Consider the following 24,248-nt stretch of genomic DNA (forward strand, 5'->3'; position numbering starts at 1 on the left):
GTGGTTGGCTATTTGGAGGGGTATTTCTTGCTCAAGAAAACGATGATTTTCGCCTTGCTGGCGAATGTGACCGCCTGCGCCACAACCTACACAGTACCCAGTGAAGAGGCGCCACCAGAATGGCGCGAGGATGGAAAGCCGATGGGCTTTGGACCTGTCGAAGGATCGGCCAAATCCTTTCCGGGAACCCTGAAAGAAAATGACGCCATGATGGAGTTCCTAGTCGAGAACGAACGGACCGCCATCATCACCGATGCATTGGAATGGACTGACCCGTATGGCGGAACGAACATCATTCCGGCAGGGTCCCCCGCTTACGCCCGCCAGTTCAGCTTGCAGATATCATCGACATACAGCTTCAGAAAAAACTTGAACGAACACAACAATCCGATTGAGTGGTGTGTGCCAAGGTTCGACAAAAAGGATGCTGTATGCATCTTCTGGGAAGGTTCCGAACAGGCTCGTTACATCGAGACATCCGGAGGTACGCCACAAAACGCAAAACCTCTGTCACCATCGGGTATGGTTGGCCCGATGCCACATATCGAGGAACAGGCCGTCGATTTCGAGCATCCGATGAAAATCCAGGTTGTTGTCGACATGTTCCGGTCTGACTGGATAACCGTCGCTACCCGAGTCTCTGAAGGTGATGACTGGTCTTCTCTTGGAAGAAGCAAAGTGAAGTTTGATGAGGACGGCACCGCCACAATCTCGCGCTTTCAGGGCGAATTCAAACTGACCGCTGATCGCCGCAAAAATGGAAAAATTACAGGTGTAAAGGTCGAGGTCTTCAAGGAGCCCAAGGCGGTTCGGATGGCCACATTCGAAGATGTCGTAAAAATGCTTATGCTTCTAAAAGCCGCTGAAGCGGAGACCAACAAGGCCCCAGAAGAAGGCAGCGCCAACGTTGATTCCGAGACTACCCCGGTCGAAGAATGATGCAAGCGAAGCACCTGCGACGCCTGTGAGGGCGCTTGGGGGGTGGTTTGTTTTCCGGGCTGAGGTTCGCGGTCAGGTTTCCGGCAGGGGCAAGTCCCTTCTTCCAAGGGAGAAGGGGTTGGGGATGAGGGGGCGTAGAGCCGCCGAAAGTGCACCAAGTATGGCACATGCGTTGCCCCTCACCCCTGCCCTTGCTCGGGCGGACGCAGTGCGTCCGCCTTTCCTCACAAGCCCGAGGGAGAGGGAGTTCAGGTCCGTATACGCCGGGATAAAGGCGCGGCCGTCGCAGGCGGCGGCGAGGCGGTCACTGGCCGGGCGCGCGTGTGGCAGATCGTGCTGCGCTGTCTTCTGCCCCGGAATATAGTCAATTGATGACAGGTAGACGCGGCCGTTCGGCGTGACGCTCCAGTGATACTGAACACCCCTCCCATAGGTCATGCGGATCGCTGCGCGCAGCAGAACAAGCTGCGCCCAGATCAGCGGCCACATGATCTCCAGATGTGGCGGAAAGCCCTTGGGAGGATGAAAGAACGACATGGGCCCAGTATACATCCGGATACGGAGGTGTCGGAAAACTATATTTTCGCGCCAATGTTTGCAGCAGGATGGGGCAGCTCAGGGGGTGGATAAGGGGATGATCCGGGGGCTTGTCCCTCTGTGGCTTCATCCTTCGACTTCGCTCAGGATGAGTCCGGAAGGGGGGCAGGATGACTCTGTACTAGAGAAGCGCTCATGCTGAGCGAAGTCAAAGCGCGAGTGCGGGCAACCGCAGCAGAACAAGGCAAATGCGCCCCATTCTTCCTTAAATTGCCGTAATGTGAGCAAGCGCTCGCCCTAGTCGGCTGTTTTCATTGGAAATGCAGTTAAGGAGGGCTTTTGCCGTGGCGCGAACCGTGTTTGAACACCATATGGCCAAACGGCCCCACCCTGCCTATGGGTATAGTCTGGCTGAGAGGGATCGAGCGATGACAACTTTGGCACTCGTGGATGATGACGAAAACATCGTTGCGTCCTTGAAGATGTTCTTTGAAGCGGAAGGCTATAATGTCCGCACCTATCATGATGGTGAGGCTGCCCTGCCTGCGCTGACAGAGACGCCACCGGACATTGCGATCCTGGACGTGAAGATGCCCAAGATGGACGGCATGGAATTGCTGCGCCGTCTGCGCCAGACTTCTGAACTGCCGGTCATCTTCCTGACCTCCAAGGATGAGGAAATCGACGAAGTGATCGGCTTCAATATCGGCGCCGATGATTTTGTTCGCAAACCCTGCTCCAACCGTCTGCTGGCCGAACGCGTCAAAGCCGTTCTGCGCCGGGCGCGTGGTGCGGGCGCTGCGCCGGAAGAAGGCGACCAGAAGCCGATCGTTCGCGGCAAGCTGACGCTGGACCCGAACCGCCATGCCTGCACCTGGGACGGCCACCCGGTACGTCTGACGGTGACGGAATTCCTGATCCTTCAAGCGCTGGCCCAGCGCCCTGGCTATGTCAAAAGCCGCGACCAGCTGATGGACGCCGCCTATGACGACCAGATTTATGTCGACGACCGCACCATCGACAGCCATATCAAGCGCCTTCGCAAGAAGTTCCGCGAAGTGACCGACGAGTTCGACGCGATCGAGACGCTCTATGGCGTGGGCTACCGCTATACAGAATAGCGCCGTCACGGAAATCTATATTGGCGGGGCGGCCGACACACGGACACGCCTCGTCGCTGCCTTTGCCGAGGCACGAGCCGCAAAGCTGGCGCACTCTCACCGCGAGGCGCATTATTTCCCGCATTATGCTCCGCGCCGGGCGCGTCATCTGGCGCAGCGGCATATTGAGTCTGGACGTGAAATTGTGCTGATCGGGCATAGCTGGGGCGGAGATACGGCGCTGCGCGTGCTGAAAGGCCTGTCTCCCGAGACGATCCCGCTGCTGGTCTGTGTTGATCCTGTGCCAAAGTCCCGCCTGAACCCGCCGCCCCGGCCGCTGAATGCGGAGCACATCCTGTTCATTGATGCGCGACCTACACGCCCCAACCAGTCAGACAAGGTGAAGGATTTCGGCCAGCTGTTCTGCGGCACGCTGCACCGGCGGCTGGAGTGCGCGCACACCGCCATCACGGCTGACCTGAACCATTTCGCGTTTTCGCAGATGATGCTGACGCGTGCCGAAGACGGGCTGTCAGCATTGGACCGCATCAATCAGGTCGGCCAGATCAGCCAGCGAAGCCCAACCGCCAGCCCCAGTTCGGCAGCACAAGGACCAAGAGGATGAAGCCGACACCGACCAGAAAGCTGAGCGGGGAATATATCCGCCGATTGAGCTTCAGGAAGGGCAATTCCGGCAGGGCCCGCTCAAAGGCTGGCAAAATACCGATAATGCCGCGCCCCATGAACACCATACCGGCTGCGAACCCACCCAAGGCGAGCAGCCACTTTGCCAGTCGCTCATGCACAGGCAGGCTCACATACCCGCCCAGTGCCGCTGCCCAGAAGGCCGCAGCAAACAGCCACAAGGCCACGAACACGCATGAGGCCGCAGACGGCATGCGCGTAATGCCCCGCCGCCCGACGACAGCGCGCGCCAGCGCCTGCTCATTCGCGCAAGGAAAATGGCTGCCCATGGCCCACAACAGGTGCAGCAGGGCAAGACCGGTCAAAACCAGGACCAATACAGGTGATACGATCTGTGGCACCATTCGCTATTCCTCACAGGCCCGGCAGATTGCACAAAATGCGCAGCACACTTGCCGTGCGCACAATCATTCAATAGCCAGACACAAGATTAACACAAGCAACAGGATTTCTCATGGCCGACCCTGAAAACACACTTCTCCTCGAAACCTCCAAGGGTTCCGTCACCATCGAGCTCCGCCCGGACCTTGCCCCCGGCCATGTCGAGCGCATCAAGGAACTGGCCCGCGAAGGCTTTTATGACGGCATCATCTTCCACCGCGTTATTGACGGATTCATGGCGCAAGTCGGTTGCCCGAAAGGCACTGGCACGGGCGGCTCAGACAAGCCGGACCTGAAAGCCGAGTTCAATAATGAGCCACATGTGCGCGGCACCTGCTCCATGGCGCGCACCTCTGCGCCGCATTCTGCCAACAGCCAGTTCTTCATCTGCTTTGATGATGCCCGCTTCCTGGACAAGCAATACACAGTCTGGGGCCAGGTAACGGACGGCATGGACGTGATCGACCAGTTGGCCAAGGGCGAGCCGCCACGCAACCCTGACCGCATTGTCAGCATGAAAGTGGCTGCGGACGCCTGATCCCAGCCCCACGGACACGAAGAGATGGCGCGCGGCAAAATCAAACGCAGGGCATTGGCCCGGCACGGGTCCAAATATTTTGGATCACGTATCGCTCGTCTGATCTTCGCGTCCAATCTGGCGGGGCTGGCCATCCTCATCATCGGCGCCATGGTGCTGAACGAGATGCGGGCCGGCTTCGTCGTCTCCAAGAAACAGGATCTGGTCGCCCAAGCGCAGATCTTTACCAGCCTGCTGGGCGATGATGCCACGACGCCTGCCCCGTCTCTGGACGTTGAGGCCGCGCGGCAGACCATCGTCCGTCTGAACCTGCCGGAGCGTGTCCGCGCGCGGATCTATACGCCGGATGGCGAACTGATCGGTGACAGTTTCTATCTGTCCGAACGCGTGGATGTCGACGCGCTTCGCCCGCTGCAGGAGCCGAGCAGCTTCGCCAAGATGGGCGCGGAACTGTCTGAATGGGCGGGCAAGACCTTTGGCCCGATCATGCCGCGCCGCAGCTCCGAAGCGCTGCGCGCACAGAGCTTCGAGCAGGAATTCGAAATAGCGGTCAAGGGCAAGGAGGCCGCCAGCCAGCGCTTCTCTGACCGGGGCCAGCGGGTGATTTCCGTCTCCATGCCCATTCAGCGCGTGTCAGCCGTTGTTGGCGTGCTGACCCTTGAATCAAATGACATTGACGAGATCATCCGCGCCGAGCGCGCCGCGCTGGTCCCATTCATCGGTGTCGCGGTGCTGGTGGCGTTTATTACGTCCTTCCTCCTGACACTGGGCATTGCGCGGCCTTTGCGGCGGCTGTCGCTGGCGGCAGACCGCATCCGCGCAGGCTCATCTGATGGGATCGATATCCCCTCTCTCACTACGCGCAAGGACGAGATCGGCAACCTCGCTGCTTCCATGCAGAGCATGACCGAGGCGCTGCTTGAGCGTATCGAGGCCAATGAGCAATTTGCCGCCGATGTGGCGCATGAGTTGAAAAACCCGCTGACCTCCATCCGCTCCGCTATCGAGACGCTGGAAAGCGTGAAAGAGAACCCAGAGCTGACCGAGAAGCTGCGCGGCGTGATTGCGCTGGACGTCAAACGCCTCGACCGCCTGATCACGGATATTTCCAACGCTTCACGACTGGAAGCGGAAATGACCCGCGTGCCGAATGAGCAGATGGACATTGCTGGTTTCGTGCAGGATGTCGTGCGCACCTATGACGCCTTTGCGGATGAGGAAGACGCAGTCACCGTGCAATTCCGCGATGACACGATGGGCGCGCGCCTACTGGTGCGCGGACGCGAAGGCCCGCTGGGACAGGTCGTCCGCAATCTGATAGATAATGCGCGGTCCTTCTCCCCCGATGGCGGTGTGGTAATGGTGCGCTTGGACCAGTCCAATGACGGGCCGCAGACCATTGCCCGCATTTGCGTGGAAGACAATGGCCCCGGCATTCCGGAAGACAAGCTGGAAACCATTTTCAGCCGTTTCTATACGGATCGCCCAAAGGGTACGGCGTTCGGCAACAATTCGGGCCTTGGCCTGTCCATTGTGAAGCAGATCATCGCCACGCACCGCGGCAAAGTATGGGCCGAAAACCGCGCCGAAGGCGGTGCCCGATTTATCGTGGATTTGCCTGCGATCTGATATTTACACCCCGCGCTTCATCCTTCGACTTCGCTCAGGATGAGCGCTCCACAACGGCCCCTGGAGCCCACTCATCCTGAGCGAAGTCGAGACTGGCTTGGCCCCAGATGCGTAACTTCAGGCCCGTACTGGGCCCCGGATATCTGCGATACAAATTCCGGAGTGACACCAAGAGGGGGAAATTCCCCCTGCTAGCTTTTCTTGTTTTGGCGGTTGTTGATCAGATCGTTGACGACTTCCGGCTCAGCCAGGGTGGAGGTGTCGCCGAGGTTGGAATATTCGTCCTCGGCGATCTTGCGCAGGATGCGGCGCATGATCTTGCCCGAGCGGGTCTTGGGCAAGCCCGGCGCGATCTGGATCAGGTCGGGTGATGCAATCGGGCCAATCTCTGCCCTCACATGCTGGACGAGGTTTTTCAGGAGCGCATCATCCGGCTCAACGCCTGCGACGAGCGTGACATAGGCATAGATGCCCTGCCCCTTCACATCGTGCGGATAGCCGACCACGGCGGCCTCAGCGACAGCGTCATGGCTGACCAGTGCGCTTTCGACTTCTGCCGTGCCCATTCGGTGGCCGGAGACGTTGATCACGTCATCCACGCGGCCTGTAATCCAATAGAAGCCATCCTCATCGCGGCGGCAGCCGTCACCAGTGAAATAATTGCCCGGATAGGCCATGAAATAAGTATCGACGAAGCGCTGATGGTCGCCATAGACCGTGCGCATCTGGCCCGGCCAGCTATCAGTGATCAGCAAATTTCCTTCCGTCGCGCCTTCCAGCGTGTTGCCCTCGGCATCCACCAGCGCCGGCTGAACGCCAAAGAAGGGATGACTGCCCGCGCCGGGCTTCATGTCTGTCGCGCCCGGCAACGGCACAATCATCGCACCGCCTGTTTCGGTCTGCCACCAAGTGTCAACGATGGGGCAGCGCTCCTCGCCCACGACATGGAAATACCATTCCCAGGCTTCGGGGTTGATCGGCTCGCCCACCGTGCCCAGCAAGCGCAGCGAGCTGCGGGAGGTTGAGCGCACAGGCTCCTCGCCTTCGCGCATCAGGGCTCGGATCGCGGTCGGCGCCGTATAGAACAGGCTGACCTTATGATCGTCGCAGACTTTCCAAAACCGGCTGGCATCCGGATAGGTCGGCACGCCTTCAAACATCAGGCTGGTCGCGCCATTCGCGAGCGGGCCGTAAACAATATAGGTATGCCCGGTGACCCAGCCCACATCGGCCGTGCACCAGTACACATCGTCTTCCTTAAGGTCGAAGACATAATCATGCGTCATCGACGCCCAGACCAGATAACCGCCAGTTGTGTGCAGCACGCCTTTCGGTTTGCCGGTGGAGCCGGATGTGTAGAGTATGAAAAGCGGGTCTTCGGCGTTCATCGGCTCTGGCGGGCAATCGGCTGAAATGCCTTCGGCGGCCTCGTGGAGCCAATGGTCCCGGCCCTCCTGCATGGCCACATCACCGCCCGTGCGCTTCACGACCAGGATGTTCTTGACCATGCCACCCGCAATGTCAGCGGCCTTGTCGGCATTCACCTTGAGCGGCACCTTGCGGCCGCCGCGCACGCCTTCATCGGCGGTAATCAGAAAGCTGGATTCACAATCGGTGATACGGCCGGCCAGCGCTTCCGGGCTGAAGCCGCCGAACACGACCGAGTGCACCGCGCCTATGCGGGCACAAGCCAGCATCGCATAGGCCGCTTCCAGGATCATCGGCATGTAGATGGTGACGCGGTCGCCCTTCTTGACGCCCAGCTTCTTCAGAACATTGGCAAACTTGCAGACGGCCGCGTGCACCTGTCGATAAGTCAGCGTGTGGGTTTCGCCAGGCTCATCGCCTTCCCAGATCAGGGCGGGCTTGTCTCCACGGGTTTCCAAATGGCGGTCCAGACAATTGGCAGACACGTTGAGCACACCGTCGGAATACCATTTCACGTGAAGGTCTCCGGTCTCCCAGGAAACATCCTTCACAGTGGTATAGGGTTTGATCCAGTCAATGCGCTTGCCATGCTCGCCCCAAAACGCTTCCGGGTTCTCAATGGATGCAGCATACATCTCGCGATACTTTTCCGGGGTCAGGTTCGCCTGCGCGGCGAATGCTTCCGGTACCGGGTAGATTTTCGCTGTCTCGGTCATAACTGCCTCTCCGTCTGCCATGTTTCCATCCTCTTATCAGAATGCATACTTTGTTGAGAAGGTGAACCGTGTGATCGATCCATCTGCACCGCTTTCCTCTTCGCGCAGGCCGTACATCAGCTCTGTGCCCAGGGTGACGTTCGGGGCGACATCCCACAGGATTGCGCCAAAGACAGACTGCACAGAGGAGGTAACGGTCGCGGGCAAGTAAGACGGATTGTCGATGAACAGGCCGGAATACCCGCCGCTGAAACGCGCCGTCTTGCCAAACGGGTGGCGCCAGGCGATCAGCCCGCCATAGCTGGGGATGGCTTCCAGATCGCCATTCGGGTCCAGCGCAGTCGAGCGGCTGGCGGCCAAGCCGACATAGCGGCCAATGCCTTCCCCGCCGACCAGATTAAACCGGATGTCATCCTTCTCGCCGACCATCATCTTGCCGGACACGCTGAGGCTATAGCCAAAGACTTCCTCCTCGCTGGTGCCGAAATCGGCGCGCAGCTGACGGGCAATACCGGCGAAGGAAATATTACCGAAATCGCCGCTCAGATTGTAGCGGGCGACGACATCCGGGATCAGGTTTTCATCGCGCGCCCCGGCATTCAGCGTGGTCGTGTTGGGGTTCTCCACCGCGAACATCCAGTTTCCGCTTGTGTAGCGGATCTGGGGCTGGCGCACGAAGATCATGCCGTCAGGCAGGATCAGGAAGCTCGCGCTTTCCGGAATGGCGGAAGTGTTCTGGAAGGTGGACCATTCCTGGCCGACCAACCAGTTGCCATATGTCATGAAGGCCCGGCGCAGGCGCGGGGAATAGGAATTGGAGACCAGTTCATTGCCCTGCCCTGAGCCGAGGAAATCCATCTCAATATGCGCGCTGAGCGTCTTGTCGCCCACGGGGCGGCTGGCGGCCAGGAAGAAACGGGACGGCTCGGCGGTAAAGTCCGTAAACGTTGTTTCACTTCCACCAATAGGGGTTGAGCCCGGAATGTAGAAATCCCGCGCGATGGAGCTACCCGTGATTGCACCATCGCTGAGGGAGGTCACGTGTACATCCGCGTCGATGAAGCCGCCGAATTTCAACGTTGTGTCGCCGACGAGGAAACCGTCCACCTTGGGGCTGGGAGCCTCAACCTGTTCAGCATTGGCTGTACGTTCAATGCGGACGACATCATCCTTACGGGCACGCTCTTCTGCCAATTCGGTTTTCAGCTCGGAGACCATGGCCTCCAGTGCAGCTATGCGGTCCTCCAGAGAGGCCTCTTCCGCCTGCGCGCCGAAGGCCAATCCGGCAGCAATTGAAGATAGCAGAATACCCTTGAAAGTATGTGACATGAGTTCCTCCCTTACTTTATTTTTATGAGCGGAGTATCCGGGCGAAGGCCCCTGTGCGCCATTAGCCATTGGTGCTAAGACAAAAGTCTAAGGGCGCAGAACGGCAATTCGTGCTTGGATTGCCGGAATGCGATCATTCATCGTAGAGACTGCTTAAGCAGCAAGAATAACAGGGGGAAGACACCGTGGCAGAGGCACCGCGCGTCCTGATCGTGGACGATCACCCATTGTTTCGCGACGCGCTGGAGACAGCGCTGGAATGCGCCTATCCTGCAGGCGCAGAAGCAGCGCACGCAAGTAGTCTGTCCGGGGCGCTCGACAGTCTGAAGACCCGATTGGTGGATCTTATCCTGCTGGACCTGAATCTTGGCGATACGGTGGATTTTGAAGGCCTGACCAGTTTGCTGGCGGCCTCACCGGACTGCCCCATTGTCGTTGTCTCGGCCACGGAAACACCGCAGGCCTTTGAGCGCGCCAGGGCACTGGGCGCGGCAGGCTATCTGCCGAAGAGCATGTCTCTGGATGATCTCTCCGCCGCGCTGGCGACCACCCTGGATGGCGGCAACTGGTTTCCCGAAAACATGGAAGAAAACCTTCCCCCGAACCAGGCGGCAGAGCGCATTGCCAGTCTGACACCTGCCCAGAGACGTGTGCTGGCAGGCCTGTCAGCCGGGCTTCTCAACAAGCAGATTGCCTATGAGATGGATATCTCGGTCGCCACCGTGAAAGCGCACATGACGGCCATCTTCCGCAAGCTGGGCGCGAACAATCGCACACAGGCCCTGCTGATTTATCAGGAAGCGACTTCGCTCAGTGACTAGTCAGCCGCCTGATGAAGGTGTGATACCTGACAGGTCTTCAGGAACTGGCGGATGTCTGCCGGATCGCTTGGCTTGTGCAGCACGGCGATCCCTGCACCCTTTGCCGCGGCCAGTTCCGGTGCATTGGTAGATGCCGTCAGCAAGAGTACATTTGCCGGGCTGCGCAGCCGCGCCCTGTGGCGCTGGATAAGGTCCAGTCCATTGCTCTCATCACTGAGATCAAGGTCTGCGATCAAAGCGTCAAAGCATGTATCCTTCATATGCAGCGCGGCCTCGACCTCCGTTCGCACACAGACGGCCTGACAGCCCCAGCTTTCCAGCAGGCGCTGCATGCTGTCCACAATCGCAGGCTCGTCATCCACGAACAGCACACTCATACCATCCAGATCTTCCTCATCCTGCCTGACCGGCAAGGCGGGTTTTGCACGCCGCATGCCCGGCATGTCTGCCAACGGAACCGTGACGGAGAACACGCTACCCCTGCCCGGCACGGAGCGCACATAAATCGGCGCATCCATGAGGCTGGCCAGACGGCGCACAACGGAGAGGCCAAGGCCCGCCCCACGAATGCCGGCATTGTCAGCATCCTCATAACGGCGGAACTCTTCGAAAATCAGCTCCATCCGGTCGGCCGGAATACCGGGGCCGGTGTCGTAGACCTCAATCCGCACATACTTTCCGCGCCGCCGCGCACCGACCAGCACGCCGCCAGAACTCGTATAGCGCCGGGCATTTGAGATAAAATTGCGCAGAATGCTCTTCAGATAGTCAGGGTCTGCGAACACGGCGAGCCGGGTGGGCGCGACGCGGATTTCGAGACCCGCCTTCTCCGCCATGGGTGAGGCTTCATCTGCCAGATCTTCCAGTAGTGGCCCGAGCGGCAATTTTACCGGCACGGCCTTGACCTGACTGTGATCCAGGCGGGAGATGTCCAACAGCCCTTTCAGCAATTCATCTGCAGACTGAATGGCCTTGTCTGCCCGCGCTGCCAGATCGGCATGTGCGCCGCTTGACATCATGGAGCCCAGATAGAGACGCGCCGCGTTGAGGGGTTGCAAGAGGTCATGGCTCGCCGCCGCCAGAAAGCGCGTCTTTGAGGCGTTCGCCCCTTCCGCCTCCTGCCGGGCAAGGTTCAAATCTTCGGTCAGCTGTTCCAGTTCGCGTGTGCGTTCCTTGACGCGGCTTTCCAGCATTTCGTTTGCTTCGACCAAAGCCTGCTCGCGCTGCTTGTCATCCGTAATATCGGAGAATGTGGTGACATAACCGCCACCTGGCATGGGATTGCCGCTGATTCGCAGATAGCGCCCATCCGGATTGCAGCGCTCATAGCTGTGCGCGCTGCCAGAGCGCATATGCTCCACCCGGCGGCGGGCCTCCTCGACCGGGTCTCCATCAATCCAGCCTGTGCGGATATTATGCTCGATCAGCTCTGCCACCGGAACGCCTACTGAAATCTTCTCCGGAGGATAATCGAACAATTCCACATAGGCGGTATTCCACGCAACGAGGCGTTGGTCGGAATCCACCACGCTGATACCCTGCTGGATATTCTCCAGCATGGATTGCAGCATGTGCCGTTCGAACCGGGCGGCTTGCGTCTTCTGGTCCAGCATGGACAGGACATCCGGCAAGGCTACGTCGCTGCCGCCAATCGCGGAGGACAGCACCACGCGCGCAGAGGAGGCGCCGAGTGCGCTGGCAAGCAGTTTTTCCGTACGCTGCACAAGCCTCCAGTCCGCCGGGACATCGCCGCTGGACGGGATACCTGTTTCCTCTTCCAGCTTTCGGAAGGCGTGATCCACCGCTTCCGGCGTCAGAAAGCGTGAAGCCAGTGTCTTCAACCCATTAGGCGAAACCTGCGTGGCATGTGCCTGCATCGCCCCTTCCGCAATCGCCGCAATCTCGTCCCCGCCAACAAAGGCTGCCGCCTGCACACGGTCGCGCAATCTCTCGCGCGAGCGCAAGGAGATGATGATGAAAAGCGCAAGATTGACGCCGAGACTGACCACAACGCCGTGGGTCAAGCTGTCTTCGATGCGCATGCCGAACATCGCGTAGGGATGAAGGAAGCTCGGCACATATGCCGCAATCGCATCCGGCTCCAGAATGGCTGGCAGGAAAAGTGTGTAGGCCCACAGCGTCATGCCGACGATCAAGCCGGCGAGCACGCCGGAGCGCCGTCCGCCGCGCCATGTCACTGCGCCGATCAGACCGGGCGCGAACTGCGCTGCCGCAGCAAAGGACAAAAGCCCAATCTGCGCAAGCGCCTCACCTGTGCCAGCCTCCCGATAATAGGCATAGGCGAGCAACAACAGCACAACGATGACAATACGCCGTGCCGTGACAATGCGGGAGCCAGCATCGCCACTCAGACTGGCGAAGCGGCCTGACTGCATGATCGCCGGAACAACCAGATCATTTGTAACCATGGTAGACAGCGCGACCGTGGAAATGATCACCATGCCGGTGGCCGCCGAAAAGCCGCCCAGAAATACGATCGTCGCGAGCAGGCCGCGCCCCTGCTCCAGCGGCAGATCAAGCACAAACAGGTCCGGCTGCGCACCCGGCCCTAACACGGAGAGACCTGCCAGCGTGATCGGCACGACCACAAGACAGGTAAGGAAAATATATAGTGGGAAAACCCAGCGGGCCATTTTCAGATCATTCATGCTCTGACGCTCGATCATGGCAACATGGAATTGACGGGGCAGACAGATGATCGCGGCCATGGACAGCAGGGTCATCGTCACGAAGCGCTCGGAAAAGCTGAAGGTCTTGAAAGGCTGCATGGCGGCGCTGCCCTCCGTAATGCCGCCTTTCATCAGCAGCATGACAGACAGGATCGCCACCGCGACCAGCGCTGTAAGCTTCAATATGGCCTCCAGCGCCAGCACACGCATCAGACCGGAATTGTGCCGCGTCGCGTCTGACTGTCGCGTGCCAAAGAGGATGGCAAAGATGGCGAGCGCGACAGCGGTAAGCAGTACAGTCTCGCTGGCGGGGGTGTTGGTGTCGCCACTTGCCCCATAGGCCAGCGCCTGAAAGCTCATACCGACGGATTTCAGCTGCAGCGCAATGTAAGGCAGACTGCCCGCGACGGCGGCAAGGGTCGCAGCGGCGGCGATCGCGCGGCTCTTGCCATACCGGGCCGATAGAAAATCTGACAGCGAGGAGATACCCTCGCGCTGTGTGACATCGCCGATCCGCTGGATGATGCCGGAAAAGGCCAGGAACATCAGCGTCGGGCCAAGATAGATCGCCAGATAGTCCCAGCCGCTCGCCGCCGCCGTGCCGACCGCGCCGAAATAGGTCCAGGAGGTGCAATACACTGCCAGCGCCAGAGAATAGACGAGTGGATGCTGGGTAAAGCCCGGCCGCATGGCCAGCCTGTCCCCACGCCACGCGATCAGGAACAGGCCAAGCATATACAGCGTCGTTGCGCCAAGGATCAGCCAGACGGGCATCTGCACCTCACATTACGGCTCATCGCCGAAGATACACACCCTACCGCACAGGCAAATCCGCCCTTTGTCCATAGCCTGCCCGGTAGAACGCAAAAACGGACGGCCCGGAGAGGGAGGGCCGCCCGAAAGTTAAAGCCTGGGAGGGCTGGTTATTCTGCTGGCATGGGCGCCATCCCTTCGTCCGCAATGCCATGCGAGGTCCGCGTTCCGGGGACACGGATGTCCTCAACCAGATCCTGCACATCCTGCGGTGGCGGAGCGGTGACGAGGGCCACAATCACACCCACAGCCAGAGACAGGAACATGAACAGGAAGCCAATGCCTTCAGGCGACACGCCAAACCACCAGTTTGCCGGGTCGGTATCCACGAATTTGAAGTAGTAGATATAGCTGAAGGTAGAGACGAGACCAGTCAGCATGGAGGCAATCGCCCCTTCCCGGTTCATCCGTTTCCAGAAGATGCCGAGCACGATGACCGGGAACAGGGACGCTGCGGCGAGGCCAAAGGCAAAGGCAACCACTTGGGCCACGAAGCCGAGCTTGGCCGTATTCATCCCCATGATACCTGCCAGGATCACCGCGCCTGCGGCAGAGGCCCGGGCAACTCGCAATTCATCCTTGTCCGACATATCCTTGAAGAAGGTCCGCCGGCACAGATCATGCGAGATGGACGACGAGATCACCATCAGCAGGCCTGCCGCCGTGGACAGAGCCGCCGCAAGGCCGCCTGCCACCACAAGGCCGATGACCCAGGCAGGCAGTTTGGCAATGGAGGGGTTCGCCATCACGAAGATGTCGCGGTCCAGCTTGGTGACTTCATTTTCAGCCCCGGCGCGATACTGGATGACGCCGTCGCCATTCTTGTCCTCAACGCCGAGAAGGCCGGTCTTCTCCCAATCCTTGAACCATTTCGGGGTGGGCTTGCCACCAGCGGCCATAATCGCGGCGGCCTCGGTGTCATAGTCTGCATCATCGGCGATGTAGGTGGACTCGTTCACCGTATCGATGAAATTCAGTCGGGCGAAGGACGCAACTGCTGGCGCCGTCGTGTACAGCAAGGCGATGAAAACCAGCGCCCAGCCTGCGGAAACCCGCGCAGCCCCGGCGCTCGACACCGTGAAGAAGCGGATGATGACGTGCGGCAGGCCCGCCGTGCCGAACATCAACGCGCCGGTAATGGCGAATACGTCCAGCATGGTCTTGTCGGTCTTGGTGTATTCCAGGAAGCCGAGATCGCTGACCACCGTGTTCAGCTTCTCCAGCATGGAGATGTCCTCGCCCTTCACATTGGAGATGAAGCCGAGCTGCGGAATCGGATTGCCGGTAATGATCAGTGAAATGAAGATCGCCGGAACGGTGTAGGCAAAGATCAGCACGCAATACTGCGCCACCTGGGTATAGGTGATGCCCTTCATGCCACCGAGCACCGCATAGACGAACACGATGCCCATGCCGACAATTATGCCGGTGTTGAACTCCACTCCCAGGAAGCCGGAGAACGCGACACCGACGCCCTTCATCTGCCCGGCAATATAGGTGAAGGAGACAAACAATGCGCAGACCACGGCGATCAGACGCGCGGCGGTCGAGTAATACCTGTCGCCAACAAAGTCCGGCACGGTGAACTTGCCGAATTCGCGCAGGAAAGGCGCCAGCAGCAGGGCCAGCAGCACATAGCCACCCGTCCAGCCCATCAGGTAGACAGAGCCGCCATAGCCCAGGAAGGCGATCAGGCCCGCCATGGACAGGAATGAGGCCGCAGACATCCAGTCCGCCGCCGTCGCCATGCCGTTCACCATCGGGTGAACATCATGCCCCGCCACATAGAAATCATCGGTAGAAGAGGCCCGCGCCCACAAGGCAATCGCGATGTAGGTGCCGAAGGTGCCAACGACCCAGAAATAGGTCCAGAAATCCTGTCCCATCGTCTCAGGCCTCCACGCCGTATTTCTTTTCGAGGCGGTTCATGGCGCGGCAATAGTAGAAGATCAGACCCACAAAGACGTAGATCGATCCGTTCTGGGCAAACCAGAAGCCGAGCGGCGCGCCGCCAATCGAGACATTATCCAGCCAGTCCCGGAACAGAATGCCTGCCCCATAAGACACCGCGAACCAGATGACGAGCAGGACAAGGGTCAGCCTGACGACTTCGCGCCAATACCCTTTCCCATCAATTTCCTTGCTTGGTTCCGACACGTTTTCCTCCCATGACATTTTTGTCTTTTTGCGGGTGTTCCGCAGCTTGCAGGCTGCCGGAAGGGGCCAGGATGGGAAAGGTGTACTTTGGTCTAAGAAAGGGTCTGAAGCGGCCCGCGGATCAGTCTTTCGCGGCAGGCGCATCGGATTTGGCGAGACTGCGCGCATGACGCCACTCGGCCAGGCCGCCAATGATCAGCCAGCCTGACAGGACCAGCCCGCCCAGCAGATAAATCTCCCGAAAGCCGAATCCGGGCTCCAGAATTGCGACCGCGGCCCGGAACGCAAAGACCAGGCCCATGAGAATGCCAAGTGCGATCATGATATGATGTTTCAGCACGCTTCCTCCCACATTCATTTTACCAGTCTACGCGGTTTCCGCCTACCACCACCCCCGACCTTGGTCTGAGAGGGAAATGGAGACTAATGGGAGGGAAAGAAGGTACAAGCTGCACACAAAACCGCTGGGTATAAGCAGAACCTGGTACTTGCTGATAACGGTGTCAAACCTGCAAAACATGCACATTGAGGCGCCCGGGCCCATCCACTGAGCATAAGCCCGGCGCTTGCGCCTGCCTCAGGAAATTGCGGTGCGATTTCAGGTTTCTCGCCTGCCCTAATGCCTTGCCAGCTCCCTGAACATGGCCTATAGGCGCGCCTTCAGAAACGACGGCGCAAGGCCGTACGTGTCAGCTTCTTACCTCTTCAGAGATAATAGCAGAGGCGGAGTCGAGGGCGAAAGGAAAAAACATGTCCAAACCAACCATTACGTTCAATGTCGAGCTGCGCGAGCGCGTAGGCACCGGCGGTTCCCGTGCAGCACGCCGCGAAGGGCTCGTCCCCGGCGTTCTTTATGGTGGCGGCGACAAGCCGGTTGCCATCAGCCTGAAGCGCAACGAAGTGCTGAAAGCCATCGAAACCGGCCACTTCCTGTCCTCCACGGCCACGCTGGTCCACGAAGGCAAGAAACAGCTTGTCATCCCGCAGGCCATCCAGATGCACCCGGTCTCTGACCAGCCGATGCACGTCGACCTGTTCCGCGTCAGCGCCAACCAGCAGATCAAGGTTGAAGTTCCGGTTCACTTCCACGGTGAAGAAGTGTCTCCGGGCCTGAAAAAAGGCGGCACGCTCAACGTGGTGCGCCACGCTGTCGAACTGCTCGTCCCGGCCGGCAACATTCCGGAATCCCTGGATGCAGACGTGTCCAAGCTGGAAATCGGCGACAATGTGAAAATCTCCGACATCAAGCTGCCGGACGATGCCGAGCCAACCATCACAGACCGTGACTTCACCATCGCGACCATCGCTGGCCGTACGGCTCAAACCGAGACGACAGATGAGGATGGCGAAGAAGAAACCGTCACCGCATCCAAAGCCGCTGACGAAAATGACGGCGAAGACGAAGCGGAAGATTGATCCGCTCATTCTGGTCCCGCGTGTCCAGCCTGTTAGGGCTGGGCACGCAGCCAGCCCCTGCTATACCGGATGAGGGAGGCAAAGCCGTGCTCATTCTTTCAGGTCAGGGAAACCCCGGTGAGAAGTATGCAAAGAACCGGCATAATGCCGGTTTTCTTGTTTTGGACTTCATCCATCGCGAATACGGGTTTCAGCCTTGGCGTTCCAAATTCGAGAGCGAAATTGCCGAAGGCGTGATCAATACCGCCAATGGCCGCAAGAAGGTTTTGCTCGTCAAACCCCAGACCTATTACAATGAAACAGGTCGCGCCCTGTCCAAAGCCGCCCAATTCTACAAACTGAGCGCTGAAGACATTGTCGTTCTGCATGACGAGATCGATCTCGCGCCAGGCCGTCTCCGCATGAAGCAGGGCGGCGGGCATTCTGGCAATAATGGCATCCGCTCCATGATCGCGCATCTGGGCGAGAATTTCCGCCGCGTGCGCATCGGCGTCGGGCATCCGGGCGACAAGTCAAAAGTCATGCCCTATGTGCTGGCAGACTTTTCCAAAGCCGACATTGAATGGTTCGAGCCGATGGCGAAGGCCATTGCCTCTGCCCTGCCCTTTCTGGTCGAGGGCAATGACGAGCGCTTTCAGACCGAGGTCATGCGGCTCGCCCCTGCACCGAAACACGATCCGAAAAAGACCGCACGCTCAGGCAACTAGGCCTCAGGCATCCAGTTTTGCGAGAATGGCCTTTTCGGCCGCTTCCGCCATGGCGACGGCACCCACTGTGCCGTGCGCCGGGACAGGGCTGCGCGCAAGGCCCAGACATGCTGCATAGAAACCTCGGTCTGCCGCGCCCAGAGGGTCCGGCAACTCAGCGGCAATATCCACGCGCACATCATAGGGCGTCGTATTCTTCAACTGACGCGTCAGGAAGTCGATGGAGATTTCCCCCGACGGATAGACCACATGCATGGTACGCTCGCGCGCCTCTGCAGCACGGCTGGCCCTCAGGCGCGCAACGCCGCCGCTGGCATAGGTGAACTGGGCGCTGGCCTCGTCAATATGAGCGGAATGCACGCGTTTGCCGCTGGCCATCACGCCGGTGAATTCATTGCCCATCATCATGGCAGCAAGGTCCAGATCATGGATCATGAGATCCCAGATCACGGAGACATCCCCCGCGCGATTATCAGGTGCCGGGGGCCCTGCGCGAACGGATTCAATCAGTAGCGGCGTTTCTTCGATCGCCAGCACGCCCATGGCGCGCGCCACAAAACGCTCCTGATGGCCCACCTGAAGGATACGGCCACGAGCGGCAGCCTCATCGGCCAGATCCCTCGCGGCCTTGCCATTCAGGGCCAGCGGCTTTTCCACCAGCACATGGCAATGGGCTTCAATGGCCTGACGGGCGAGCTTTTCATGCCATGTCGCCGGAACAGCGACAACGATGGCATCGCATGCCGCTAGAAACGCTTCATAGCTGTCAAATCCCCTGGCGCCGAATTGAGCGGCCACGCGGTCCGCGCGCTCAAAGTCCAGATCATAGATGCCGACAAGCTCGGTCTGGGCAGAGGCGGCAGCCTTCTGCGCATGATAGTTGCCGAACACACCAGCGCCCGCGACGCCTACCTTCAAAATCGTCATTTCAGGTTTGCCCTCATGTCCACCTTAAGACACTGCATCGCCCAGTACCGCAAGCCCTGCGGGTATGGCGAACTGAGAAAGACTGCCCCTTTTCCTGACACAAGCCCCTTCACTTCAGGGCGGGTCAAGTCCACTTAGAGGGCAAGAAAATCAGCAGGAAGGAAACTCTCATGGCCAATATGACTTCAACAGAATGGGCGCTCGCCGAACGTCCCGTCGGCACTCCCAAACTCTCCGACTTCCAGAAGAAGACCGTTGATGTAGCCGCCCCCGGGGATGGCGAGATACAGGTGAAGAATGACTGGATCTCGGTTGATCCCTACATGCGCGGTCGCATGTATGACCGTGAAAGCTATGTGCCGCCCTTCCAGATTGGCGAAACTATGCAAGGCGGCGCCGTTGGCCGTGTTACGGTCTCTAACCACCCCGATTACAAAGAAGGCGATCTCGTCTCCTCCATGGCGGGCTGGCGCACAGCCTGGACGGCAAAACCGGAAGCCGTCATGGCGCAGAAGCTGCCGGATGTCGGTCTGCCGGAAAGCGCCTTCTTGGGCATTGCAGGCATGCCGGGGCTAACCGCCTATGCAGGCATCCTGCGCGTAGCAGAGCTGAAAGAAGGCGACACTGTATTTGTGTCCGGCGCAGCAGGCGCTGTCGGCTCGACGGTCGTGCAGATCGCCAAGATCAAGAATTGCACCGTTATCGGCTCGGCCGGCGGCCCGGAAAAATGCGACTTCGTCAAATCCCTCGGTGCAGACGATGTGATCGACTATAAGGCCGCCGATGGCTTACAGGGCCTCGTGAAGGCGCTGAAAGCAGCCGCGCCCAAGGGCATTGATGTCTATTTCGACAATGTCGGTGGAGACCACCTCACCGCCGCCATCGAGTGCGCTCGCCCGATGGCCCGCTTTGCCGAATGCGGCATGATCGCCCAGTATAATGAAACCGGCCAGCCGACGGGCCCGCACAACATCATTCAGGTGGTGGGCAAGCAGCTGAAAATTCAGGGCTTTATCGTCTCCACCCATGCCGACATGCAGCCCGCTTTCTTCAAGGATATGGCCGAATGGATTTCATCAGGTCAGGTGAAATACGAGGAGACTGTCATGGAAGGAATTGATAAGGCACCCGACGCGTTCCTTGGTCTCTTCAGCGGGGCCAACACGGGCAAAATGCTAGTTAAACTGGGGTAGTCATGTCGCGTCTGTTTGATGCCTATATAATGGTAGACTGGAGTGCTGCATCGAAACCGGTGACCGGCAAGAATTCCATATGGATCGGAATTCTGGCACGGGATGCCCGGCTGAGATTTCAGTATCAGTCTGCCAATATCGAAACCCGCCTGAAGGCGCGGGCCTTTCTGGATGGCATCATCGCCAAGCTGACAGGGCGAGGTGACCGCGTCCTGCTCGGCTTTGACTTCGCGCTGGGCTATCCAGCCGGAACAGCCGACGCTCTGGGGCTGGATCTTTCCGACAGGGTGCCGTGGCAAGCAATGCATGCACATTTGGCCTCCAAGCTGAAGGACAAGGCGGACAATTCCAATGCCCGCTATGCGATTGCTGCTGGAATGAATTATGCCATCTCAAAGGGGCCATTCCCCTTCTGGGGTGCGCCGGCCCGCGATGTCGTTTCCACCCTCTCCGACAAGAAGCCGGAATTCGAGAGTCAAAGCCTGCCGGAATTCCGGGAAATCGAGACCTATCTGCGCGCTAACAAGCTGGGCCAGCCGAAATCAGTCTGGCAGCTCGCATATACCGGGAGTGTCGGCAGCCAGTCGCTGACAGGCATTCCGCATGTACATGGCCTGCGTGAGGCATTCCCGAACTCCCGCGTCTGGCCGTTCGAATTTCCGGATGGCGAACTGAGTGATGAAACGCTTGACGGGATCAAGGTCGTGATGACCGAGGTTTACCCCTCTCTGATCAAGGCAAAACCTGAAAAAGGCGAGACACCGGACGCAGCCCAAGTCCGCGAGATTGCCCGTCATTACTCAGAACTTGACGAAAAAGGGCAACTTGGAGCCCCTATTTCCACAAATAATTCGCTTGACGAGGGAAAAATCTCGAAAATTCAGTCAGAAGAGGGCTGGATTCTCGGCGCATAGCCCGTCTTTATTGGGAATCCGGCATATTCATGTGTTACGAATCGTGGGTATGTCGCACCAACGGCGTGGGATCGCCGTTTAACTTAGAGGAGAACCCCTATGAACAAGGGTGAACTTACCAAGGCTGTTGCAGCGGAATCCGGCCTGTCGCAAAGCGACGCTGGCAAAGCTGTTGACGCCGTATTTGAAGCCATTGCCGGCGCCGTGAAAAGCCGCCAGCAAGTGGCTATCGCTGGCTTCGGCACATTCTCGGCCAAAACCCGGAATGCCCGCACCGGCCGCAACCCGGCCACGGGTGAAGAAATCAAGATCCCGGAAAAGACCTCGGCCGCTTTCAAGCCGGCCTCGGCTCTGAAAGACCTCTAGGATTTCCTGCAGGGCAGCCAGCCTTGTTCAGAGGAATTCAAACGGCGCGCTAGCTTGGCTGGCGCGCCGTTTTCCATTCCAGCAGCATCGTCTGGAGTGATCCGGCCGTAAACACACCCAGCATCACGCCCAGCATCATGCCCGTTGCGCCGCCTTCCTGCACAATGCCGATCCAGTAGCAGGCCGGGATCATGACCAGGAAGAATGAGCCGATATGGATCATGCTGGGCACCCACACCACTTCCTGTGCGCGTAGCGCAAAGGATGCCGTCGCCTGAAGGCCGTCAAATAGCGTGGCAACGGCGGCAAAGGCCAGCAGGCCTGCAATGGCTGGGGCCAGCTGTACGCCATTCATCATCGCTGTATCCCGCACCAGAAGCCCCGCCAGCGTGTCATTGAACAGAACAACCAATACGCCGAGGATTACGCCCATCAGCACAGTGGCCGCCACTCCAAGGCGGCCTGCGTCGCGGATCTCCGCCAGATTGCCCCGGCCATAGGCCTCTGCCACACGCACACTCGTTGCAGAGGCAATGCCCAGATAGAACATGAAGCAAAGGCCCATCATCTGGATGGCGTAGCCATACACCGTATTGGCCGCCAGGCTAATCCAGGTCGCGATGATATAGGTCAGGTTGAATCCGCCCCACTCCGCAATGTTGCTGATGGCTGTGCCCGTGCCGACCGATAGCTGCTTGCGAGCCTCATTCGGCACGCCCTTTTGCGAAGACCGGGTCAGCGCCGGGGTCAGGATCAGGACCAGCACCAGCATGACCAGGGTCAGGGCCCAGCGCGAACCTGTTGTGGCCCAGGCCACGCCTTCTGCGCCCATCGGCTCAAAGCCCCAGAAGCCCCCCACAAGCGCCAGGTCGATGCCCAGATTAAGGAACACTCCAAAATACATCACGGCCGTCACCAGCAGCGGCCGGCGCAGCGCTTCAAGATAATAGCTGCATACGGTCGAGATCATGAAGCCGACAAGGCCAAAGGACAGGATGCGCGTCACATGTGCAACAGATGAGGCGACAAGTTCAGGATCAGCCTGATCCACTGCGCTGGTTTTTGGCGCGATGTCCACAAACAGCCAATGGAACAAGGCCCCGGACGAGAAATAGACGACCGCCATCAGGAGCACGCCCAGCACCAGGCTGGTCACAAAACCCCTACGAAAAATGCGCCCGCTTTCGCCTTCCCGGCCAATGCCAAGAAGTTCAGACGTCAGGACCTGCACCCCCAGAAGAATGCCGATTCCAAGCCCCAGCGAGACCCCCATGGGCAGCCAAGAGTTCAGGATGTAGGGCAACTCGCCCGGCGCAAACTGTCCGAGCACGATTGCATCCGTCACGCCCATCAGCATCTGAGACATGCGCGTGAAGGCAATCGGCACCGAAAGCCGAAGCAAATCTCCAATGTCAGCTGGCCTCGCCCAGGCAGGCCAGCCCAGGCGAAACATACGCATGGAACTGTCTTTCTTATCCTGCCTTGCGGGCTTCAGAAGCGCCCGCCACATTCACAGCCTGCAGCTTCTCTGCGATCATGAACGCCAGTTCAAGGGCCTGCTCACCGTTCAGACGAGGATCACAGTGAGTGTGGTATCGCGATGACAGGTCTTCTTCAGAGATCGCCTGGGCGCCGCCGATACATTCGGTGACATTCTGGCCGGTCATTTCGAAGTGGACGCCGCCCGGATAGCATCCCTCAGCGGACAGAACATCCACGAACTGACGCACCTCGGACAGGATACGATCGACCGGACGGGTCTTGAAGCCGCTGTCGGTTTTCAGCGTGTTGCCGTGCATCGGGTCACAGGACCAGACCACTGTGCGGCCGCTTTCCTTCACGGCGCGCGCCAGCGGTGGCAGACCTTCAGCCACTCCTTCACTACCAAAGCGGGAGATCAGCGTGATACGGCCCGCCTCATCCTTCGGGTTCAGCGTATCGATCAGGCGTAGAAGCTCATCTGTGCCCATGCCCGGGCCGCACTTGATGCCGATCGGGTTGCGGACGCCTTTGCAGAAATTGACGTGCGCATGATCCACCTGGCGCGTGCGGTGACCAATCCACAGCATGTGCGCAGATGTGTCGTACCATTCACCGGACGTGGAATCGATCCGCGTCATAGCTTCTTCGTACCCCAGCAGCAGCGCTTCATGGCTGGTGTAGAACTCAACCTGCGACATTTGCGGGATCGTGTCCGCGTTCAGGCCAACGGCCTGCATGAAGTCCAGAGACTTGGAAATCTGGTCAGCCAGCTTCTCATAACGCTCACCCTGCGGGCTGCGGTCCACGAAGCCCAGCGTCCATTTGTGAACATTGGCAAGGCTCGCATAACCACCATTGCTGAAAGCGCGCAGCAGGTTCAGCGTCGCCGCAGACTGGGAATAGCCCTGAATAAGGCGCTCAGGGTCCGGCACCCGGCTCTGCTCGTTGAAGTCCATGCCATTGATGTTGTCACCGCGATAGGACGGCAATGTCACACCATCAATCGTCTCGGTCGGGGACGAACGCGGCTTGCCGAACTGGCCCGCGATACGGCCGACTTTGACCACCGGCTTTGAGGCTGCAAAGGTCAGCACGACCGCCATCTGCAGGATCACGCGGAATGTGTCGCGGATATTGTCCGGATGGAATTCCTTGAAGCTCTCGGCGCAATCCCCGCCCTGAAGCAGGAATGCCTTGCCGGCGGCCACATCGGCCAGACGGGTCTTCAAACGACGTGCCTCGCCCGCAAAGACGAGCGGCGGAAAGCTCTTGAGCTTCGCCTCAACTGCAGCAAGCGCGGCACTATCCGGGTAATCCTCCGGAATGTGCTTTGCCGGCAGATTTCGCCAGTCTGACGGGGTCCAGGTCATATCTTTTACTCCAATTGTGGGCCGCATTAATCACATGGCAGGCACACACTCAAGTTTCACCATAATTTCACAGCAGAAAGCTGGCGGAAT

At 59.1% G+C, this 24,248-nt stretch carries 22 protein-coding genes; 11 read left to right on the forward strand and 11 right to left on the reverse strand.

Annotated elements, in window-relative coordinates:
• A complete protein-coding gene (locus HY2_RS02105; RefSeq protein WP_146617189.1) occupies positions 1-939 on the forward strand; it encodes a hypothetical protein in 939 nt (312 codons plus the stop codon).
• A gap of 72 nt (positions 940-1,011) precedes the next feature.
• On the opposite strand, the gene HY2_RS02110 is transcribed toward HY2_RS02105, so the two are convergent.
• A complete protein-coding gene (locus tag HY2_RS02110; protein WP_034824225.1) occupies positions 1,012-1,476 on the reverse strand; it encodes a hypothetical protein in 465 nt (154 codons plus the stop codon).
• A gap of 428 nt (positions 1,477-1,904) precedes the next feature.
• Here HY2_RS02110 and HY2_RS02115 point away from each other — a divergent pair, with 428 nt between their 5' ends.
• Entirely contained in the window at positions 1,905-2,597 is a 693-nt protein-coding gene (locus HY2_RS02115) for a response regulator transcription factor (RefSeq protein WP_034824227.1), read from the forward strand.
• The gene (locus HY2_RS02120) at positions 2,569-3,201 is read left to right on the forward strand and encodes a hypothetical protein (protein WP_034824229.1); all 633 of its coding nucleotides are present in this window, start codon (positions 2,569-2,571) and stop codon (positions 3,199-3,201) included. Before HY2_RS02115 ends, HY2_RS02120 begins: the two co-directional genes overlap by 29 nt.
• Here the strand turns inward: HY2_RS02120 and HY2_RS02125 are convergent.
• Positions 3,143-3,625: a DUF3995 domain-containing protein gene (locus tag HY2_RS02125; protein WP_034824232.1), complete on the reverse strand. Its 483-nt coding sequence runs from the start codon at positions 3,623-3,625 to the stop codon at positions 3,143-3,145. The genes HY2_RS02120 and HY2_RS02125 overlap by 59 nt on opposite strands.
• Before the next feature lie 110 nt (positions 3,626-3,735).
• Between HY2_RS02125 and HY2_RS02130 the strand changes: the two genes are divergently transcribed.
• Entirely contained in the window at positions 3,736-4,200 is a 465-nt protein-coding gene (locus HY2_RS02130; RefSeq protein ID WP_034824234.1) for a peptidylprolyl isomerase, read from the forward strand.
• 24 nt (positions 4,201-4,224) lie between these two features.
• Entirely contained in the window at positions 4,225-5,829 is a 1,605-nt protein-coding gene (locus HY2_RS02135) for a stimulus-sensing domain-containing protein (RefSeq protein ID WP_034824236.1), read from the forward strand.
• 191 nt (positions 5,830-6,020) lie between these two features.
• Here HY2_RS02135 and acs read toward each other — a convergent pair whose 3' ends face one another.
• On the reverse strand, positions 6,021-7,994 hold the full coding sequence (acs, locus tag HY2_RS02140) for an acetate--CoA ligase (RefSeq protein ID WP_233346743.1): 1,974 nt from the start codon (positions 7,992-7,994) through the stop codon (positions 6,021-6,023).
• 15 nt (positions 7,995-8,009) lie between these two features.
• Complete coding sequence (locus HY2_RS02145) at positions 8,010-9,302, reverse strand: DcaP family trimeric outer membrane transporter (protein ID WP_034824238.1); 1,293 nt, start codon at positions 9,300-9,302, stop codon at positions 8,010-8,012.
• Positions 9,303-9,487: 185 nt separating this feature from the next.
• On the opposite strand from HY2_RS02145, the gene HY2_RS02150 reads away from it, so the two are divergent.
• Positions 9,488-10,123, forward strand: a complete 636-nt coding sequence (locus HY2_RS02150) for a response regulator (RefSeq protein ID WP_034824241.1) — start codon at positions 9,488-9,490, stop codon at positions 10,121-10,123.
• On the opposite strand, the gene HY2_RS02155 is transcribed toward HY2_RS02150, so the two are convergent.
• The 4 genes from HY2_RS02155 to HY2_RS02170 all read right to left on the reverse strand — a co-directional run bounded on the left by HY2_RS02155 (position 10,120) and on the right by HY2_RS02170 (position 16,123).
• A complete protein-coding gene (locus HY2_RS02155; protein WP_051594628.1) occupies positions 10,120-13,587 on the reverse strand; it encodes a PAS domain-containing hybrid sensor histidine kinase/response regulator in 3,468 nt (1,155 codons plus the stop codon). The two genes, HY2_RS02150 and HY2_RS02155, sit on opposite strands and share 4 nt — an antisense overlap.
• Positions 13,588-13,736: 149 nt before the next feature.
• Positions 13,737-15,512 (reverse strand): sodium:solute symporter family protein, encoded by a 1,776-nt coding sequence (locus tag HY2_RS02160; protein ID WP_034824243.1) that lies wholly within the window; start codon positions 15,510-15,512, stop codon positions 13,737-13,739.
• Positions 15,513-15,516: 4 nt separating this feature from the next.
• Positions 15,517-15,801 (reverse strand): DUF4212 domain-containing protein, encoded by a 285-nt coding sequence (locus tag HY2_RS02165; protein WP_051594629.1) that lies wholly within the window; start codon positions 15,799-15,801, stop codon positions 15,517-15,519.
• A 103-nt stretch (positions 15,802-15,904) separates the two neighbouring features.
• The gene (locus HY2_RS02170) at positions 15,905-16,123 is read right to left on the reverse strand and encodes a hypothetical protein (RefSeq protein ID WP_146617173.1); all 219 of its coding nucleotides are present in this window, start codon (positions 16,121-16,123) and stop codon (positions 15,905-15,907) included.
• Positions 16,124-16,533: 410 nt separating this feature from the next.
• Between HY2_RS02170 and HY2_RS02175 the strand changes: the two genes are divergently transcribed.
• Both HY2_RS02175 and pth read left to right on the forward strand, forming a co-directional pair.
• On the forward strand, positions 16,534-17,199 hold the full coding sequence (locus HY2_RS02175) for a 50S ribosomal protein L25/general stress protein Ctc (protein WP_034824246.1): 666 nt from the start codon (positions 16,534-16,536) through the stop codon (positions 17,197-17,199).
• Positions 17,200-17,285: 86 nt separating this feature from the next.
• The gene (gene pth / locus HY2_RS02180; RefSeq protein ID WP_034824311.1) at positions 17,286-17,906 is read left to right on the forward strand and encodes an aminoacyl-tRNA hydrolase; all 621 of its coding nucleotides are present in this window, start codon (positions 17,286-17,288) and stop codon (positions 17,904-17,906) included.
• A 3-nt stretch (positions 17,907-17,909) separates the two neighbouring features.
• Here the strand turns inward: pth and HY2_RS02185 are convergent, their stop codons facing one another.
• Positions 17,910-18,833, reverse strand: a complete 924-nt coding sequence (locus tag HY2_RS02185) for a Gfo/Idh/MocA family protein (protein WP_034824247.1) — start codon at positions 18,831-18,833, stop codon at positions 17,910-17,912.
• Between the two features lie 170 nt (positions 18,834-19,003).
• Here HY2_RS02185 and HY2_RS02190 point away from each other — a divergent pair, with 170 nt between their 5' ends.
• From HY2_RS02190 to HY2_RS02200, 3 genes are all read left to right on the forward strand, one after another.
• Positions 19,004-20,026 carry an NADP-dependent oxidoreductase gene (locus tag HY2_RS02190; protein WP_081814873.1) on the forward strand — a complete coding sequence of 341 codons (1,023 nt, stop codon included), beginning with the start codon at positions 19,004-19,006 and terminating at the stop codon, positions 20,024-20,026.
• 2 nt (positions 20,027-20,028) lie between these two features.
• On the forward strand, positions 20,029-20,940 hold the full coding sequence (locus HY2_RS02195) for a hypothetical protein (RefSeq protein WP_034824249.1): 912 nt from the start codon (positions 20,029-20,031) through the stop codon (positions 20,938-20,940).
• A gap of 99 nt (positions 20,941-21,039) precedes the next feature.
• Positions 21,040-21,306 carry an HU family DNA-binding protein gene (locus tag HY2_RS02200; protein WP_034799123.1) on the forward strand — a complete coding sequence of 89 codons (267 nt, stop codon included), beginning with the start codon at positions 21,040-21,042 and terminating at the stop codon, positions 21,304-21,306.
• A gap of 49 nt (positions 21,307-21,355) precedes the next feature.
• Here HY2_RS02200 and HY2_RS02205 read toward each other — a convergent pair whose 3' ends face one another.
• Positions 21,356-22,765, reverse strand: a complete 1,410-nt coding sequence (locus tag HY2_RS02205) for an MATE family efflux transporter (protein ID WP_034824313.1) — start codon at positions 22,763-22,765, stop codon at positions 21,356-21,358.
• A 13-nt stretch (positions 22,766-22,778) separates the two neighbouring features.
• Entirely contained in the window at positions 22,779-24,158 is a 1,380-nt protein-coding gene (locus HY2_RS02210; protein ID WP_034824250.1) for a class II 3-deoxy-7-phosphoheptulonate synthase, read from the reverse strand.
• Between the last annotated feature and the right edge of the window lie 90 nt (positions 24,159-24,248).

Source organism: Hyphomonas pacifica (genome assembly GCF_000682675.1).
GTDB classification, from domain to species: domain Bacteria; phylum Pseudomonadota; class Alphaproteobacteria; order Caulobacterales; family Hyphomonadaceae; genus Hyphomonas; species Hyphomonas pacifica.

Excerpts from the sequence above, each read along its gene's own strand:
- HY2_RS02110 (WP_034824225.1), bottom strand. The coding sequence starts at position 1,476 with ATGTCGTTCTTTCATCCTCCCAAGGGCTTTCCGCCACATCTGGAGATC.
- HY2_RS02115 (WP_034824227.1), top strand. The coding sequence starts at position 1,905 with ATGACAACTTTGGCACTCGTGGATGATGACGAAAACATCGTTGCGTCC.
- HY2_RS02120 (WP_034824229.1), top strand. The coding sequence starts at position 2,569 with ATGGCGTGGGCTACCGCTATACAGAATAGCGCCGTCACGGAAATCTAT.
- HY2_RS02125 (WP_034824232.1), bottom strand. The coding sequence starts at position 3,625 with ATGGTGCCACAGATCGTATCACCTGTATTGGTCCTGGTTTTGACCGGT.
- HY2_RS02130 (WP_034824234.1), top strand. The coding sequence starts at position 3,736 with ATGGCCGACCCTGAAAACACACTTCTCCTCGAAACCTCCAAGGGTTCC.
- HY2_RS02135 (WP_034824236.1), top strand. The coding sequence starts at position 4,225 with ATGGCGCGCGGCAAAATCAAACGCAGGGCATTGGCCCGGCACGGGTCC.
- acs (WP_233346743.1), bottom strand. The coding sequence starts at position 7,994 with ATGGCAGACGGAGAGGCAGTTATGACCGAGACAGCGAAAATCTACCCG.
- HY2_RS02145 (WP_034824238.1), bottom strand. The coding sequence starts at position 9,302 with ATGTCACATACTTTCAAGGGTATTCTGCTATCTTCAATTGCTGCCGGA.
- HY2_RS02155 (WP_051594628.1), bottom strand. The coding sequence starts at position 13,587 with ATGCCCGTCTGGCTGATCCTTGGCGCAACGACGCTGTATATGCTTGGC.
- HY2_RS02160 (WP_034824243.1), bottom strand. The coding sequence starts at position 15,512 with ATGGGACAGGATTTCTGGACCTATTTCTGGGTCGTTGGCACCTTCGGC.
- HY2_RS02165 (WP_051594629.1), bottom strand. The coding sequence starts at position 15,801 with ATGTCATGGGAGGAAAACGTGTCGGAACCAAGCAAGGAAATTGATGGG.
- HY2_RS02175 (WP_034824246.1), top strand. The coding sequence starts at position 16,534 with ATGTCCAAACCAACCATTACGTTCAATGTCGAGCTGCGCGAGCGCGTA.
- HY2_RS02185 (WP_034824247.1), bottom strand. The coding sequence starts at position 18,833 with ATGACGATTTTGAAGGTAGGCGTCGCGGGCGCTGGTGTGTTCGGCAAC.
- HY2_RS02190 (WP_081814873.1), top strand. The coding sequence starts at position 19,004 with ATGGCCAATATGACTTCAACAGAATGGGCGCTCGCCGAACGTCCCGTC.
- HY2_RS02195 (WP_034824249.1), top strand. The coding sequence starts at position 20,029 with ATGTCGCGTCTGTTTGATGCCTATATAATGGTAGACTGGAGTGCTGCA.
- HY2_RS02200 (WP_034799123.1), top strand. The coding sequence starts at position 21,040 with ATGAACAAGGGTGAACTTACCAAGGCTGTTGCAGCGGAATCCGGCCTG.
- HY2_RS02205 (WP_034824313.1), bottom strand. The coding sequence starts at position 22,765 with ATGCGTATGTTTCGCCTGGGCTGGCCTGCCTGGGCGAGGCCAGCTGAC.
- HY2_RS02210 (WP_034824250.1), bottom strand. The coding sequence starts at position 24,158 with ATGACCTGGACCCCGTCAGACTGGCGAAATCTGCCGGCAAAGCACATT.